This window comes from Pseudoalteromonas sp. BSi20495 (assembly GCF_000241185.1).
In the GTDB taxonomy this organism is placed as follows: domain Bacteria; phylum Pseudomonadota; class Gammaproteobacteria; order Enterobacterales; family Alteromonadaceae; genus Pseudoalteromonas; species Pseudoalteromonas fuliginea.
The window spans coordinates 1-16,378 of sequence record NZ_BADY01000058.1 but is presented as its reverse complement, the minus strand read 5'-3'; the positions used below and the strand labels follow the sequence as shown (position 1 = coordinate 16,378).

Genomic DNA, 16,378 nt, shown 5'->3' with positions numbered 1-16,378 from the left:
CTTAATAAAGTGAGCGGCTTTTTTTGTGCCCTGTGATTAACCACAAGACACTCCTACATTAAAATTTGTAGTTATACTGAGCACCAATTAGTACTGCGTGGCCTTTAGATTCGAAGCCCCACTGGCTGCCTGAGTCATCAGCTTCTGTAAACGTTTGTGTTTTACCACGGATAATACTTACACCAAGATCAACATTAGAGTTTTGATCGATAGTGTAGTTACCACCAAACGAGAACCAGAAACGGTCTGTATCAGGAATCGAAATTGATAGATGTGTTTGTGATACAGGAGACTCATCAAATGCAACACCGGCACGTAGTAACAAATCTTCGTTTAACTGGTAATCTGCACCGACTGAGTAGCGGAATGAATCGCTAAAACTCTCGTTCTTCTCAAACGCGGTAAACTTGTTACCCGTTGGTGCTGTTACTTGCGCTTCTAAAGACTCAAAGCTACTCCAACCAGTCCATAATACACTGTAGTGCAGCCCTAATTTTTCGTCTAACTGGTGCGAACCAGAAAACTCAGCAATAGCTGGTAAAGTGATTTCTACAGAACCAGGAAGCACTGTGCCTTGTGTGCCGCCAGCGGCTGCAGGTAGCCCATTAGAAAAATCACCATCAAACGTGATATCAGTTTCTGTTCTGTAGTTAAAACCAAAACGGCTGTTTTCATCTAATTGATACATTAAACCTACGTTTAAACCAAAACCAGTATCATCACCTTGAAGATTTACTGCATCAGTACCAAAGTCAAAGCCACTTGCATTTGCGCCAACTTTACGAATAACTGTTGCATCAGCATAAATAGCATTTAGGCCTACACCAAAGCTAAATTGCTCAGATACTTTATAAGCAACGCTTGCATTAAGATTAACAGTAAATATTTCTGTTTCACCTGCAATTTGCCCTGCTACGTAGTCATTTTTAAACTCAGTAGATAAACCAAAGTTAGAAAAAGCACCAAAACCAACTGATACTTTGTCGTTATAAGGCATAGTAAAGTAAATTGCAGGAACAACGGCGCTAGGAGCAATGCTGTCATCATCTAATGCGCTTGGGTCAATACCGTTATTAGTACTTTCACCTTCAAGACTTACATCAGGAATAACGCCAATAGCAGCAACACTTAGTTGCTTGTCTTTAAATAAAGTCATTAGTGCTGGGTTACGTGCAACAACAGATGCGTCGTCTGCAATAGAAGCTTCACCAGCATATGCACGGCCTAAACCTGATGCATTTTGTTCTGCTAGTTGAAATGCAGCTGCAAAACTGTCTGCAGAAACAAATGCAAGCGAAGCTGCAATAAGAGTTTTAGTAAATTTCATTGTTGTGTCCTTAACCAAACTAACTGTTTGGATAGCTATGTGTGTTGTTATTAGGATTTCAAACCCGGCTACACTACCTGATTTTTTTATAAAAGACTCTATGAATACGTCAAAATACTATGAAAAACATGGTTTTTAACGACATTTTAACAACTAATTAAAACTCATCGGACTAGATCTGTGCTATTAGAGCATATACTCTAAGTGTAATTGGTTATCATTTAGATTGACTTGAAGTAGTTAGCAATTTACACTCACTACAAAATCACAAAGGAAATAAAACTGTGATCATTTCACTTATTGTAGCTGGGCTTATTTTTTGTGGGGCGAGTGTATTTTGTTTTTATAAAGCAAATTACTGCGCATGTACGCAAGCAGGACAATGCGACAATCCAGTAAATCACTATTGGCTTGGTGCTATGCTAAGCGCACTAATTTCGCTCGCATTTTGTTGTTTAGCACTGCATGTAGAGCTAGGCACTTTATTGTGGCTAACACTGATGGGAAGTTGTTTTTTAGGGGCATTTATTTCAGCTAAGAAAAGCAATCAACGAAAGTGCACAAACACTACGCAAGCAGATGCTCTTTTAGCAAACGAGACAAATTAATTTTATAGTCTAGTGGTTTAACACTCGCTAAAATTTTAAGCTCTTGGTTACTGTCACTTAAATCAATATCTTTGGCAGTTACATGATGCCCATGTTTAGCATTAAAAAATAACTTAATTTTTGGCTTTATCGGATTCAAGTTATTCCCCTCCAATACTAACGCTAGGCGTTCATTAGTTAGCTTCACAATAGTCCCTACGGGATGCACGCCCAAGCACTTTATAAAACGCTGCACTAATTCAGCATCAAACATTTGCTTGTTAGCCAATAAGTAACGCAGTGCATTAATAGGTTCTTCGCCATCTTGATGAGGCCTGTCTGCTGTCATCGCATCATATACATCTACAATTGCCATTATCCGTGCGGGACGGCTTATTTTTTCTGCAGCAATGCCCCGGGGATAACCTGAACCATCTAATCGTTCATGGTGATTGACTATCATATCTAACATAAGTGGCGAAATACTCTTTTCACCTTTGACCAGACCCAGCCCTAAAGCAACATGTTTTTTAATACTCGCCATTTCGTTATTAGTAACTTTGCCTGGTTTTGATAGTATGCCTTGCGGTAGTTTAGATTGCCCTAAATCATGCAGTAGTGCGCCCATAGCAAGCTCCTGCACAAGCGCTTCTTTGTAACCTAGGTATTTAGCAAATACACTCGTAAAAATGGCGCAGTTGATCATATGACGCCAATTATAGCTGTGCTTATCTTTAATTCGAGTAAGGATTGTCATCGCATTAGCATTACGAAATACTGAAGCAACGATTTCATTTGCTATTTCATCAAGTACTTTTACGTTAAGAGTTAATCCGGCTATTAAATCGCTATATAAAGATTGTATTTTACGGTTATGTTGGTCGTAACTTACACTCGCTTTAGCAAATTCTTGCTGTACCGTTATTGCAGATTTGGCCTTAACTGGTTTTTGTTGGCTGCTCGATGTTTTAGGTTTATTTTGTGGCTTATATTTGGCGGGGATTGCGACTTCACTCTTAGCGAAATCAATAAGAAGTTCAAGAACCCCTTCTGCAATTAAACGCTTAATTATAGATTTGTCTCTGACTAACCCGCTAGTCTTAATTTTTATACTATTAATCCCTTCATGTTGCTTAGTAACACTGTCGACATACATGCCAGGTATTAGCTCAGGGATAGGTAAAGTTATTAGCATAAAAGCGGCTATTTCTACAATTAATGAATATGTACCTTAAATAGCATTGTTTAATACTTAAAGTCCATTCATTCGTACTTTAGTAGTTATAATTCACTAAAAAGTAGTAATTTATATTATTAAATAATATCTCATTTAATTTTGCGTTATTTTTAATTTAATGGGGAACGCTAAAGGGTTTTGAACTGAGATACTAAAAGTTTATTTTCATTCAAGTTTAAGTGTAATTAATAAGAACACTATTTTCATAAAAATGAAGTTCATCAATGTTATCTAGTATCGTTAACCAATTTTAGATATTGAAAATAGTTTGATTATGCAAAAGTACTGAAATAATTTAGGGCATAAACATATAAAGCAAATGGCGCTCTCGGTAGGGATCGAACCTACAACTCAGCCTCCGGAGGGCCACGTGATATCCATTTCACCACGAGAGCACATTTGTTGCCGCAGCACTAACTCGCGATATCAATGCTTTGGCGTCTATAATGATAAAGATATCCGTCGTTAATTGCCAGCACCATGCGTTTAGATGCCTATTAATTAAGCGATTTAGAATAAAACACTTCACAATTAGTTAAAAACACGCTTTTTATCAATATTAGATAAAAAAAAGTAACTGTTTAGCAACATTTTAACTATTATAGTGACTATGTGATTTGATTTAAAAGAGGAAGTGATTATGAGTTTGATGTCTACTGAGCAAGTTGCTGAGTTTTTAGGTGTAAAAGTAGAGCGTGTTAAACGCCTTACTCGTGAAAGTTTACTAATTGCGAAATCGCAGGATGAAAATGGCGAACCGCAATTTGATGCTGATGAAGTAAAAAAATATAAAGAACTAGCTGCACGTTTTGGTGGTCTTTAAAAACTCATAGATAAAGTGAGTTTATTTAGTTGCGCGCGTAATTCAATTAAGTGATTAGTTATGTCGCGCTGCTCATACCACCCTATACTCAATATTAAAAAAAACAGCTTAAAAAAATCAAGTTTATTTACTGATTTAAAAAAGCTTACACCGGCTCTACTGTACTTACTATAATTATCTAATAACTCACCTTCACTTTGCCCATCCAAATTAAAGCTCACGCACAGCGCGGCTAAATCAAAATACACATCGTTAGTTTGTCCGTACTCAAAATCAATTAAATACATACCCGAAGCATTTACAACAATGTTGTCTCTTACTAAATCGTTATGACAAAAGCCCGCATTAAATGGCATCGCTGTAACTGCTTTTAGTGCCCGCTCTATTTGTGATTTGTATAACGTATATACATCCGTATTTTGATAAAGGTGCAGCTCTTTGGCTATATCCATTGGTGTAGTCGTTGCGCTGTAACTGTGTACTTGGGCTAATTTATTAACTAAGCTGAGCGTTATATCTGACTGTGCGGTTTCACCCTCAATATAATCAAATACCGCACGACTATTCTTTTTATCGAGCCAAATAGGCGCAGGGCATATATCCAAGTTACTTAAAAAGAGCTGCGCTTCAAGGCCGTCACTTGGCCAACGGCTTTTATAACACTTTAACAAATACCCTTGTTGCTCGGTACGTATTAAAAAATTATCGTTGCTAAAGCCATTCAGCAATCGCTCGCTTGAAACAATGCTTTTAGGCTCTATAAACGCACTACACATTTTTACTAACTGATTATACTCAATCATTAATTAAAGCTGCGCTAAAGGCTTAGCTTGGCTTTGTTCGTACTCTTCGTACCAGGTTTTGAAGCCCCACGCTGCCATAATGGTATAAAATATAAAGAGTGCTAGCGTTGGGTAATAGCCTTTTTCGTAGTATAGATACATAGAAGCGGCATCTATTACAATCCAGTACAGCCAGTTTTCGAGGACTTTTTTAGCAACTAAGTAAGTAGTTACTACTGCAAAACATGTTGTAAAGCTATCAAGATAAGCAAAGTCGGCATGAGTATAGTTTTGCATAACGTAACCAATAACTATTGCAGCTACGGTTGTTAAACTGATTAAAACAGCATGACGGTTCATCGACCAAGACGTAATATTTAGATTTTCAGCTTTGCCTTTTCGCCATACAACCCACCCAAATACAGCCATATACATATAATAAAAATTAAGTAATGACTCCATTAATAATGCACCATTCCAGTACATTATTGTATAAATGAGTGTGCTAAAAAATGCTGCAGGCCAACACCATAAGCTTTCTTTTATTGCCAATAATAAGTACGCCATCGACAACCCCACCGCTATGTATTCCCAATGCGACATCGCTGTAAAACCACTTAAGGTTTGTGTTAAAAAGTCCATACTATGCAATCACCGTTCAGTTGTGCCGATTGTTATACCAATCTGCTTATATACAGGGTCTATTTAACGTTAAGAAAATTACGCTAGAACTAGGCAAAATTTTTTGTATCTAGTTGTTCTAAATAAAAAATTTTTAACGACGTTATAGTGCAATTTAATTCGTTAAATTGATCAAAGATTTATGCAGGTTGGTATTATAGATTATTCAGGCGATAAGTCGCCAGAGAGAAACTTACATACAAAAATAGCTTTACCAAATTCTTCATATGAACGCTTAATTTCGGTATTTAACACCTGCATAACTAAATCGTAATCACCAAAAATTTGCGTTGATAACGTATTAGTAATCACTTTTAAATCTTCGTATTCGTTTAAGCGGTCGATAAAGCCTTTAATAAACGGAATGTAATCTTGGTGAAGTGGATATTTACTGATCTCTACTGATAATTTCATTTTAAACTCTACTTTTTAATTATTTGATTTAAACAAATCATTCAATGCCAGTTCAATACAGTGTAAAATTATACTAACACTCAATTTAACTGAGCTTATTATGGCACGTAGAATAACGTATACGTTTAAAAACCAACCGCGCGAAATTAACTTCGCAAAAGATAAATACCACGACATGTATCAAGCAATTGCTGCCGCCGAAGGTATTGATTTAACAAATTACTTAAGCATGGTACGCCAAATAGAAATGACCTCAAAAGGGTCTGCTTCTGTGCGTAACTTTCGCGACCAAGAATTTGCCCGTATGGGCTTTAGCGACATTTACTTTATAAAAGAGTAAGTATCGCTTATAGCTGTATTAACGCTGATACTCATAACTTACGCGTGGTGTAATATTACATAATAGCTCGTAAGGAATAGTATCAGCGCACAGTGCTATTTCTTCAACGGGTAGCTCAGGGCCCCACATAGTGACTCTGTCGCCAACTTTAATATTATGCTCATTAGCGCCTATATCAACGCTGATCATGTCCATAGCTACGCTTCCTACAATACCATAACGCTGCTTACCAATTATTACCGGTGTCCCCTCTTTAGCATGCCGAGGATAACCATCGCCATAACCCATAGCCACAACAGCTAACTTGGTTGGTTTATCGCTTTTCCAACGACCACCATATCCAACAGCCTCATTAGCAGGCACATCACGCACTGCAATTACGCGCGTAGTTAAACGCATAACTGGTTTTAATTTGTGTTGTTGCCCAATGCTATTTGCCATTGGCGATACACCATAGAGCATAAGCCCAGGACGTACCCAATCACCATGACCGCTTGGCCAGGCAATAATACCAGCCGAATTTGATAAACAATGCGCTTGCTCAATGCCATTCACTAAATTATCAAACAACGTAATTTGTTGAACCGTCTTAGCATTATCAACGTCATCAGCACACGAAAAGTGGGTCATTAAATTAACGGTATTTTTAGCGTTAGGTGTTTTTTGTAAGCGGTTATAAAACGCTTCAAACTGCTCTGGCGCAATACCTAATCGATGCATACCTGTATTTACTTTTAACCAGCATGTTATTGGCGCATCGAGCTTTGCTTTTTCAAGCGCAGCTAATTGGTATTCATCATGAATAATAGTTTGAAAGTTATTAGCGAGTAAAATAGGTAAGTCAGCTTTGTTAAAAAAGCCTTCTAGTAAAACTATTGGCTTTGTTAAGCCCCCAGCTCGAAGGGCAAGCCCTTCATCAATACGCGCCACAGCAAATGCGTCAGCATTATTTAAATGCTGCGCAATCGTTACTAATCCATGCCCGTAAGCATTTGCTTTTAGCACCGCCATTACTTTGCTGTTAGGTGCAAAGCCCTTAACTTGCGCTAAATTATGCGCAAGTGCAGCTAAATTAATTTCAGCAGTGGCTAAGCGCATTAGTAATCGTCATCTACCGCTGGTCCCGCATAGTTATCAAAGCGAGAAAATTGACCTTGGAATGTTAAACGCACTTTACCAATTGGGCCGTTACGTTGTTTACCTATGATGATTTCGGCAATACCTTTATCGGTACTGTCTTCGTTATAAACTTCGTCACGGTAAATAAACATGATTAAATCGGCATCCTGCTCTATCGACCCTGACTCACGTAAATCTGAGTTAATTGGGCGTTTATCGGCACGTTGCTCTAGCGTACGGTTTAGCTGCGAAAGCGCAACAACCGGACATTTTAGCTCTTTTGCTAGCGATTTAAGTGAACGCGAAATTTCAGCAATTTCAAGCGTTCGGTTATCAGCAAGGCTAGGTACGCGCATTAGCTGCAAGTAATCGACCATGATCATACTAATGCCGCCGTGGTCACGCGCAATACGACGTGCACGAGAACGAACATCGGTAGGTGTTAAGCCCGAGGCATCATCAACATACATTTTGCCTTTTTCCATCAACAAGCCCATTGTTGATGAAAGTCGCGCCCAATCGTCATCATCTAACTGACCTGTACGTACCTTAGTTTGGTTAATACGGCCAAGAGACGCTAGCATCCTCATCATAATTTGTTCTGAAGGCATCTCTAGCGAGTAAATTAGCACGGGTTTGTCTTGAGTCATTGCGGCATGTTCTGCAAGGTTCATCGCAAAAGTGGTTTTACCCATAGATGGACGCGCTGCAACAATAATTAAGTCAGAAGGTTGCAGGCCTGTCGTCATTTTATCTAGATCGGCATAACCTGTACTTACACCCGTAACACCATCTTGTGGTGATTGATAAAGCTCTTCTATTTTATCAACGGTTTTTTCGAGTATGTTATGAATACTTTGCGGGCCTTCTGTACTTTTTGTACGTTGCTCGGCAATTTTAAATACTTTGCTTTCGGCAAAATCGAGTAGGTCGTGACTAGTACGCCCTTCGGTATTAAAACCCGCTTCGGCTATTTCATTTGCCACGCCAATCATTTCACGTACAACAGCACGCTCACGTACAATGTTTGCGTAGGCATCAATGTTGGCTGCACTTGGGGTATTTTTAGCAATTTCGGCTAAGTAAGCAAAACCACCAATGCCTGCAAGTTTATTATTTTTTTCTAAACTTTCAGAAATAGTGATTAAATCTATCGGATCGCCAATCTCAGCAAGTGCCGTCATCGCCTCAAAAATTAACTTGTGCGTGCGGGTATAAAAATCCTGTGATACAACAAGCTCAGCTACGCGGTCAAAAGCTTGGTTATCAAGCATTAAGCCACCTAAAACAGATTGTTCAGCTTCTATTGAATGGGGAGGAACTTTAAGAGTATCGACTTGCTTATCTGGTTTGGCCATAACTTCACAGTAGTAAAATTGAATGGCTCTATTCTATCGACTTGCAGGGGCTGTGCAAATAGAAAAGCAGGAAATCTTTCCTGCTTTTTGTAATCGTGATGGGGAATGAGTGTTATTTGGTACGCAGCTCTATTCGCCCACTAATTGTATCCATTTCAACATTTGCATTACCGCCATTAATACTAAACTCTAAATCACTGGCTGGGCCATATTTAGCTTTACTGACTTTGTCACTACTGACTTTGTTAATGATTTTACCATTAGCATGGGCTTTAATTTCAAACCTTGATGATACACTTTGTGGGAAATAAAAGTCGGCATCACCACTTACTGATTCAAAACGTACATCACCGCCTTTTAAAAGCTCGTTAATCTGTACTTCTGCTTCGCCATTGACCGTATTAATACGTAGGTTTTTAATAGCCGATAGCGTAAATTCTATATCGCCATTTACGTTTTCAAGGCGTACATCATTAGCGCTTGAAGTTGATTTAATATCACCATTAACAGCGCTAAAACGCAGCTCACCACTTGATTGCCTATCGTTAATTTCACCATTTACGGTTTCAAACTGAATATTACCGTTTAAGTTCTCAGCGTTCACATCACCATTTACAGTGGTGAGCTTAATGTTGCCAGTAATATCATTTACCGTAATTTCACCGTTAACCACATCAACTTCAGCGCCGTTTTTAAGCTCCTTTGCAGTCACCGATACATTAACGCCAGCAAACTCTAAGCTACTGCTTTTAGGCATAAATATAGTTAGGTTTGAGCCGTCACCACTATTACCCCAATTTGATTTACGGGGCATTTTTACAATAAACTGTGTTTTATCGCCACTTGTTTTAAGCTCATAACCTTGTGCTTTATCATCAAGCTCGCCAGATACTTTAAATTCGTTTTTATCCCAGCCTGTAATATGTATATCACCGCGTTGGTTTTCAATAAAAATAGTGCCGCCACTTGGTACGTCTATTTGCTTATCTATTTTTTCACCCGCAAATACTGCCAATGGAAATAAGCTCAGTCCTAATAAAATCGCTTTCATGTCGTACTCCTAAATGTGCTGCCAACGTGGCGCGTGCACCTTGTTAATTAAATCAAGTTGTTGTTGATATATTTGCGCTAACATTGTCAGTAGCGCTTGGTTTTGTGGTTCGTTTTCAAGAGCTTGCTTTATTGCTTGCTCAGCTTCTTCCAGTTCTTGTAGTTGCGTTTGCCAGTTAGTGGTCAATGCTTCTTTATTTTCGTATTCAACCAACAAACTGTTTTTTTGCGCCGAAAAGTAATCACTTATAGCCACTACGGGTTGTGGCTCGGGCGCTATAACAATTAGATTTACAGCAATTAAAGCAGCTAATGTGCAGGCAGCTATTGCTGTTAGTTTTGGCCAAATAATAGTGCTGTTTGGACTCTGCTTATTATTAACAATTGCTCGCTCAATCCCCGCCCATAAATCTTTTTGTGGCGTAATTTCTTTATCAAGCGTGTTTAATGACTTATTTAAGTAGTCGTTAAAGTTTGGTTTACTCATTTTCATACCACTCTTGTAATAACTGCCTAGCACGATGATACTGTGACTTACTTGAACCAACAGCCATACCTAATTGCTCCGCGATTTCCTCGTGCCTGTAACCTTCAATAGCAAATAATACAAATACCATACGTGCGCGCTCAGGAAGCCTTACTATTAACTTATCGAGGCCATTTAAGCCTTTGCAGTCGTTAGCTGATTGCTCATCCATACCGCTGTGTTCAATACTTACTACTTTTTGTAACCAGTTTTTTTGCTTGCGCAGGTAACTTATCGCTACATTACTGGCAACACTGTAAAGCCAAGTAGAAAACTGCGAACGCCCATCAAACAATGCTATTTTATGCCATACCTGTACAAATACCTCTTGGGCGGCGTCTTCGGCGTGTGCTTGGTCTGCTAATAAGCGTAAACATAAACCGTATACTCGTTTTATATGTAACTCATAAAGCGTTGTGTATGCGCCTTGATCACCCGATTTAACTCGCTCAATGAGTGCAGCTTCGCACAAAGGCGTTAGTTCGGGTTTAACGTGTAACATCCGTGATGCCGCCTTTTAATTATTATTGTTGAATTGCTATTTAAGTGTATTGATAAGTTAGACGTAATGACAGTTCGAAAAGGTTTAAGGAGAATGAAAAAATAATTGAATAAAAAAGGGACTTTTACGAGGCTTTATACCAATTCGCTTAATTAAGTGATCTATTTTGAGGATGGAAAAACGTGTTGATAGCTAGACAAAAAATTCGCTATTTAGTTGTTCTCGGCAATTGCTCCTGCATTGCTCTACCTTCTGCATCCATGCAGTCGTAAATGAGAATTTTTTAACACAGGTAGCGACACGTTTAGCCCCGCAAAATGATTAAGTATTATTGCGGATTGGTATTATTTAACAGTGCCCTTAACTAATAAAGTTAGCCAAATTATAGGCACAAAAAAGCCGTGCTAATAGCACGGCTTTTGTCGCTTAATTAAAAATTAAGCTTCAGCGATTACGATTACTTTGATAGTAGCCGTTACGTCTGAGTGAACTGAAATTGATACGTCAAATTCACCTGTCTCACGGATAGTACCTAGAGGCAAACGAACTTCTGACTTAGCAACTTCAACACCAACAGCTGAGATAGCGTCAGCGATGTCACGAGTACCGATTGAACCGAATAACTTACCTTCGTCACCAGCTTTAGATACTAATGTAACTTCTGCTAATGCTTCTAGTTTTTCAGCGCGTGCTTGTGCAGCAACTAACTGTTCAGCGATTTTCGCTTCAAGTTCTGCACGACGAGCGTCAAACGTTTCAATGTTAGCTTTAGTCGCAGGAACTGCCTTACCTTGAGGGAAAAGGAAGTTACGTGCGAAACCAGATTTAACTACAACCTGTTCACCTAGGCTACCTAGGTTAGCGATCTTATCTAGTAGAATAACTTGCATGTTTCTACACCTTTTAAAAACTGTTAATCCGCTGCTTACTTATGTAAGTCAGTGTATGGAAGAAGGGCTAAGTAGCGAGCACGCTTAATAGCAGTTGCTAGCTGGCGCTGAAATTTAGCGCTAGTACCTGTGATACGGCTAGGTACGATTTTGCCACTTTCTGTAACATAGTTTCTAAGAGTAGCTAGATCTTTGTAATCGATTTGTTTTACGCCTTCCGCTTTAAAGCGGCAGAACTTACGACGTCTGAAATAACGTGCCATGAGATTAATTCCTCAAATAATTCTTTCGATATGCTGAGCATGCAAAACCAATTGGCTAAGGCCGTTACGACCTTCGTGGCGATTTAAAAAACCACTCACTTGCAATGCCTGCCCAACGTGCAAATGTTGAGTCTGTTGTTGCATTTGCTTTCCACTGGCAACTACCTGAAGCCTCACGTAACTATTACGGTTAAGGTCTGCTTCGGTTTGCATCGATTTATGTTCTACAACAAAAATACAATGCGGGATGCCAGCTGGGCTTTGGCTAAACTTGGGCGTTTTACAAACTACCCCAGATATAACCAGCTGATTCATAAAAGGGCTAACCATTTATATTTACCGCCAGTTAAACGCCATGCTTGGACTCAAAACAATTAAGCAGCTGGTGCTTCTTTCTTCTCTTCTCTTGCAAGAGGAGACGCTTCAGTTTCAGCAGTTTTAGTGCGGATAACTAAGTTACGAAGCACTGCATCGTTGTAGCGGAAAGTAGTTTCTAGCTCGCTGATTACTTCAGTTGGTGCTTCAACGTTCATTAGAACATAGTGAGCTTTATGAAGCTTGTTAATTGGGTAAGCCAATTGACGACGGCCCCAATCTTCAAGACGGTGGATAACACCACCAGCTTCAGTGATAGAACCAGTATAACGTTCGATCATACCAGCAACTTGCTCACTCTGATCTGGGTGAACCATGAATACGATTTCGTAATGACGCATGGATATTCCTTACGGTTAATAGAGCCTTCTACCGTTTCGGCCGGTCGGTTTAAGGCAAGGAATTAATAGTTTAAAAGCCGAAATGAGCGCGCATTTTACGCTTAGTAGGATAATTAAGCAAGCAAGTTTTTAAAGCTTTTATAGATAAGTGTATATAGGTAAGTATTACGAGCTTTGCTCGTCGCGTCAGCAAGCTGTACGCCTACAGGTAAAGCTAAACTTGGGGTTTAATATTTATTGTAGACGCCGAGCTTGCTCGCGTGAAAAGCGCAGCTTTTAATCAAATCGTTTATTCTAGTTACGCTTACAACCAAAAAACATTACGAGCTTTGCTCGTCGCGTCAGCAAGCTGTACGCCTACAGGTAAAGCTGAACTTCGGGGTTTAATATTTATTGTAGACGGCGAGCTTGCTCGCGTGAAAGCGCAGCTTTTAATTAAATCGTTTATTCTAGTTACGCTTATAACCAAAAATTAAACACTTATGATTCAATCAATATGTTGTTTAAAATATAGCCTTGCCATTTATTTAACAGCAATTTATTCTAGGTTACAGTTGATGTAGTCGCATAAAAGGTGATCAATAAAATATAAACTAAAATCAAAAGGATTTTTAAAATGATATCACTAACATCACTTGATCGCGTTGTTCCTTCCTCATATTTAGCACCAGCTAAAGCCCACGACTTACTCGAAAGCCTATCTTCTGCCGCAAATTTAAAAAAGTACTTTAATATTGATGAAGCAAATAGCACTAAGCTTTCTGATATTATTACTTTGGTTAACAGTGCTTATGGAATTATTAAAGACCCCAATATAGATGACCTAGTCGAGGAAATAAAAAAGGTCATTGAAAATATAGTCGTACTTTTTTCAGCTGAACAAATAAAAAAAATTAAAAGCTCTGAAATTTATCAAGAAGCCTATAAAGCATTTCAACTTTGGTCTGTTCTTGAAACACCAATTGGTGAACAAACTAACGGATTAAAAAAAGAGTTTGAATTTACTAAAGAGCACAAATCAAAAATTGATCAACTTAGTGTTGGTGTAACAGCTGGTGCCTACGGTGAATTTAGTATCTCTGTTTTAAATGACACAAAGCGCCCAACATTTTTATCCAAAACACTTCCAAATGGGTTTTGCCTCGTCAATCAAGATGTAAAAGCTGCCTATGATATTAATGTATCAACATCAACCTCTGCTAATATTTTTAAAATAGGTGCCGGTTTAGATAAATCAGGTAGTGTGGAGTTTGATTCGTACTACCAAGTAAATGAAGAAACTACTAGCTATAAAATCCTGTGGAGTATGTTTAAAAAACCAGTTCGCCCTTGGAACTTGAACGATATAAACACTCAATTAGTCAAGCGTACTAGTAGTGATGCTAGAGAGGGATATCGTGCATTTTCGATTAAAATGGCATCTTCTCTAATATTATCTGGCGAATTAGAAATTGGAAAATCGCTCGCTTCAAAAACAAATCTTAAAGGGCATCTTATTGGAGTAGACGCCTCCGTAGCAGTCTCACTTTCAAGGCGCCAAGAAATCGCTGGTGACTTGGAACTTGATGTATATCGTAATGATCAACAGCAAATAGAACTATTACTAACTTTAAGAGAAACAGAGCAGACAAAAAACACCTTAAAACTAGCACTTGAAGCAGAAATTGAAGGAATGGATGCACTCGCCAAACAGTACATAGAAATGCTGCTTGGTAAAGGTAATGAACTGGTTAGTAAGCTTGAGGAATACAGTAACCCTGGCCAAATCTTGGTTGATGACATATTACATACAATTGATGAAGATACATGGTACAAGCCAATAGCCGAAATCACACTAGGACAAAATGAGATCGATGATGTAATTAAAAAGTTACTTGATGATGAGCTAATCGTGCAATTCAATAAGACATTGCTCTCAACAGAAGCGGCCCCAGACGACTTAGCAACATCTATAATTAATAGATTACTGAGTTTATTTGGTGTTGTGCAATCAAATGCTGACCCTATTTTTATGGCTGCTCAGCACAAGTCAGAAAAATATCTGTCTGAAAAAATAAAAATATTACAGCAAAAACTTCGTGAGAAAGCGGATGAGTTTGCTAACGATTTAAAAGAGAAAACAGCTTCCCAACTAAAACCTATCGCTTCGCTCGGCGATGACGTAGCACAGACGATTGCTAATTTTGATCAAAATATAGAAGCTAATTTTAATCGTGTAATAAATCGATACCAGATATTTAAAAAGAACATCACTGAAAAATTAGAAAAAGCAGCCAACATTAAGTTTGGTCTTAATTTAGAATCGATTAAACAACAACGTTTATTCGAACTTCAAAAATTAAAAATAATAATCCTACAACCAGAAAATAAACAAGTACAAACCTTATTCCGCTGTTTAGCGATAGGCGATGGGAAAAAAGCCTCATTACTTATGCAAGCATTAAACAGAGCGGGTGCAATAAATTTAATACCTATCACTACACGGTTTGAAACAGCACTTAATAGTTCAACTCGGCTGGGCCTAAACATTATTGGCTTTGATATTAGTAAAGTACGCGATATTAATCGAGACTTAACGGTTGAAGTTGATGCCAATGGTAACTTATATGTTAAACACGATTACACCATTAAAGGAACTGCATCAGGGCTTTCAGAATCCAGACAAGCAAAATTAGGAATCATCTTTGGTGTTGCGCAATCAGCATTAGATCCCGAGTTTAATGGTGCTATTTCACTTGAATATACAAATCAAGATAACAAACTGCACAATTTAAGAGAGATTGAAGACTTCTTTGATTCCCTTGATTTGTCGACCCACCGTCATGCCGACTCTTTACCAATAGATGTACCCATACTTATTCCCGAGCAAAATATAAAAGTCGCAATTAGTCGTTATCAACATAGTATTGAAAACAGCAACATTTATACTAGTAGCGTCATAGCAATGACGATGCGTTCTGGGCATGAAGTCTATGCACAATTTGAACAACTAAATGGCGATAAGCTATATCATAATGCAGCACGTTATTTAATTTACTTACAAAGTGGTTCGCCTTTTGAAAGGAAAGTTATTTTTAGTACACTGCATTTATATGCCCTAAAAGATGAATCATATAATGATCTAAGTATATTGTTTGACCATTTATTAGATGGGGATTCTAGTAGAACCGTTGATTTCCGTCGTATTAAAAAAGATTTAAAAAATACAGATAAATGGGATGACTATCTTGCGCTTGTCCCTGATTCTCAAAATGGTGCCAATGCAAATAAGTCATGGAAGGGAGTAGCTAAACGCCTTACAACCATTGGAAAAGCTGCAAGAGCACTAAAGCGTTTTCCAACAACATTAAAAAATGTAAAAAAAGCAGTTAAAGCATTTGATGCCAGTACAAACCATTTTGAAACGCTAGAAAAACTAAATCAAACCTTACTAAAACTCACTCACGAATTGGAAGAAGACTTAGATTATTGGATTGGGGTTAAAAGCATAACGCAAAACCTGATAGATGATTTATTCTCAAAATTAGGATGGGGTAAAGCAGGAATAAATACGCGTTTACTTATTTTTTGTCTTTTACTAGAGGACTCTATCGAACTTGAGAGTTCACTATTTTTAACGACCATCACGTTAAGTAATCAGTCCAACAATAGAGAAATCATTAAAATTTGATAATCAACCTGGATTCTGGTTAAGATACTTACTAACCTACTGAATTATATTGATATTTAAATTTATTTTCTCTAGCCAGAGATTTTCAGTGAA

18 protein-coding genes and 1 tRNA gene are annotated in these 16,378 nt (G+C 38.1%); 4 read left to right on the top strand and 15 right to left on the bottom strand.

Annotated features, from left to right (window positions below; all coding sequences use genetic code 11):
• Positions 1–58 precede the first annotated feature (58 nt).
• Complete coding sequence (locus tag P20495_RS11960; RefSeq protein WP_008135697.1) at positions 59–1,327, bottom strand: outer membrane protein transport protein; 1,269 nt, start codon at positions 1,325–1,327, stop codon at positions 59–61.
• Between the two features lie 284 nt (positions 1,328–1,611).
• Here P20495_RS11960 and P20495_RS11965 point away from each other — a divergent pair, with 284 nt between their 5' ends.
• Complete coding sequence (locus P20495_RS11965) at positions 1,612–1,935, top strand: hypothetical protein (RefSeq protein WP_008135696.1); 324 nt, start codon at positions 1,612–1,614, stop codon at positions 1,933–1,935.
• On the opposite strand, the gene P20495_RS11970 is transcribed toward P20495_RS11965, so the two are convergent.
• Positions 1,895–3,109, bottom strand: a complete 1,215-nt coding sequence (locus P20495_RS11970) for an HD-GYP domain-containing protein (protein ID WP_007378485.1) — start codon at positions 3,107–3,109, stop codon at positions 1,895–1,897. The two genes, P20495_RS11965 and P20495_RS11970, sit on opposite strands and share 41 nt — an antisense overlap.
• A gap of 362 nt (positions 3,110–3,471) precedes the next feature.
• Positions 3,472–3,546, bottom strand: a tRNA-Arg gene (locus tag P20495_RS11975).
• A 245-nt stretch (positions 3,547–3,791) separates the two neighbouring features.
• On the opposite strand from P20495_RS11975, the gene P20495_RS11980 reads away from it, so the two are divergent.
• Complete coding sequence (locus tag P20495_RS11980) at positions 3,792–3,974, top strand: hypothetical protein (protein WP_007378484.1); 183 nt, start codon at positions 3,792–3,794, stop codon at positions 3,972–3,974.
• Here the strand turns inward: P20495_RS11980 and P20495_RS11985 are convergent.
• From P20495_RS11985 to P20495_RS11995, 3 genes are all read right to left on the bottom strand, one after another.
• Positions 3,971–4,777: a phosphotransferase gene (locus P20495_RS11985; protein ID WP_008135693.1), complete on the bottom strand. Its 807-nt coding sequence runs from the start codon at positions 4,775–4,777 to the stop codon at positions 3,971–3,973. The genes P20495_RS11980 and P20495_RS11985 overlap by 4 nt on opposite strands.
• A gap of 3 nt (positions 4,778–4,780) precedes the next feature.
• A complete protein-coding gene (gene pnuC / locus P20495_RS11990; RefSeq protein WP_008135692.1) occupies positions 4,781–5,398 on the bottom strand; it encodes a nicotinamide riboside transporter PnuC in 618 nt (205 codons plus the stop codon).
• Positions 5,399–5,599: 201 nt separating this feature from the next.
• The gene (locus P20495_RS11995; RefSeq protein ID WP_008135690.1) at positions 5,600–5,851 is read right to left on the bottom strand and encodes a hypothetical protein; all 252 of its coding nucleotides are present in this window, start codon (positions 5,849–5,851) and stop codon (positions 5,600–5,602) included.
• Between the two features lie 100 nt (positions 5,852–5,951).
• Between P20495_RS11995 and P20495_RS12000 the strand changes: the two genes are divergently transcribed.
• On the top strand, positions 5,952–6,191 hold the full coding sequence (locus tag P20495_RS12000) for a DUF2960 domain-containing protein (protein ID WP_007378480.1): 240 nt from the start codon (positions 5,952–5,954) through the stop codon (positions 6,189–6,191).
• Positions 6,192–6,209: 18 nt separating this feature from the next.
• Here the strand turns inward: P20495_RS12000 and alr are convergent, their stop codons facing one another.
• From alr to rpsF, 9 genes are all read right to left on the bottom strand, one after another.
• Positions 6,210–7,289, bottom strand: coding sequence for an alanine racemase (gene alr, locus P20495_RS12005; protein ID WP_008135689.1), 1,080 nt, complete (start codon positions 7,287–7,289; stop codon positions 6,210–6,212).
• Positions 7,289–8,668 carry a replicative DNA helicase gene (gene dnaB / locus P20495_RS12010; protein WP_002963050.1) on the bottom strand — a complete coding sequence of 460 codons (1,380 nt, stop codon included), beginning with the start codon at positions 8,666–8,668 and terminating at the stop codon, positions 7,289–7,291. Before dnaB ends, alr begins: the two co-directional genes overlap by 1 nt.
• 112 nt (positions 8,669–8,780) lie before the next feature.
• The gene (locus tag P20495_RS12015) at positions 8,781–9,719 is read right to left on the bottom strand and encodes a DUF4097 family beta strand repeat-containing protein (RefSeq protein WP_008135686.1); all 939 of its coding nucleotides are present in this window, start codon (positions 9,717–9,719) and stop codon (positions 8,781–8,783) included.
• Between the two features lie 9 nt (positions 9,720–9,728).
• A complete protein-coding gene (locus P20495_RS12020; RefSeq protein ID WP_007378477.1) occupies positions 9,729–10,211 on the bottom strand; it encodes a hypothetical protein in 483 nt (160 codons plus the stop codon).
• A complete protein-coding gene (locus P20495_RS12025; RefSeq protein WP_008135684.1) occupies positions 10,198–10,746 on the bottom strand; it encodes an RNA polymerase sigma factor in 549 nt (182 codons plus the stop codon). The genes P20495_RS12020 and P20495_RS12025 overlap by 14 nt, the downstream gene beginning before the upstream one ends.
• A 437-nt stretch (positions 10,747–11,183) precedes the next feature.
• Positions 11,184–11,636 (bottom strand): 50S ribosomal protein L9, encoded by a 453-nt coding sequence (rplI, locus tag P20495_RS12030; RefSeq protein WP_002962755.1) that lies wholly within the window; start codon positions 11,634–11,636, stop codon positions 11,184–11,186.
• Positions 11,637–11,671: 35 nt separating this feature from the next.
• Entirely contained in the window at positions 11,672–11,899 is a 228-nt protein-coding gene (gene rpsR, locus P20495_RS12035; protein ID WP_007378475.1) for a 30S ribosomal protein S18, read from the bottom strand.
• A gap of 12 nt (positions 11,900–11,911) precedes the next feature.
• Complete coding sequence (gene priB, locus P20495_RS12040; protein ID WP_033015549.1) at positions 11,912–12,229, bottom strand: primosomal replication protein N; 318 nt, start codon at positions 12,227–12,229, stop codon at positions 11,912–11,914.
• Between the two features lie 44 nt (positions 12,230–12,273).
• Complete coding sequence (gene rpsF / locus P20495_RS12045; protein ID WP_007378473.1) at positions 12,274–12,615, bottom strand: 30S ribosomal protein S6; 342 nt, start codon at positions 12,613–12,615, stop codon at positions 12,274–12,276.
• A 616-nt stretch (positions 12,616–13,231) separates the two neighbouring features.
• Between rpsF and P20495_RS12055 the strand changes: the two genes are divergently transcribed.
• The gene (locus tag P20495_RS12055) at positions 13,232–16,285 is read left to right on the top strand and encodes a hypothetical protein (protein WP_008135680.1); all 3,054 of its coding nucleotides are present in this window, start codon (positions 13,232–13,234) and stop codon (positions 16,283–16,285) included.
• Positions 16,286–16,378: the final 93 nt, after the last annotated feature.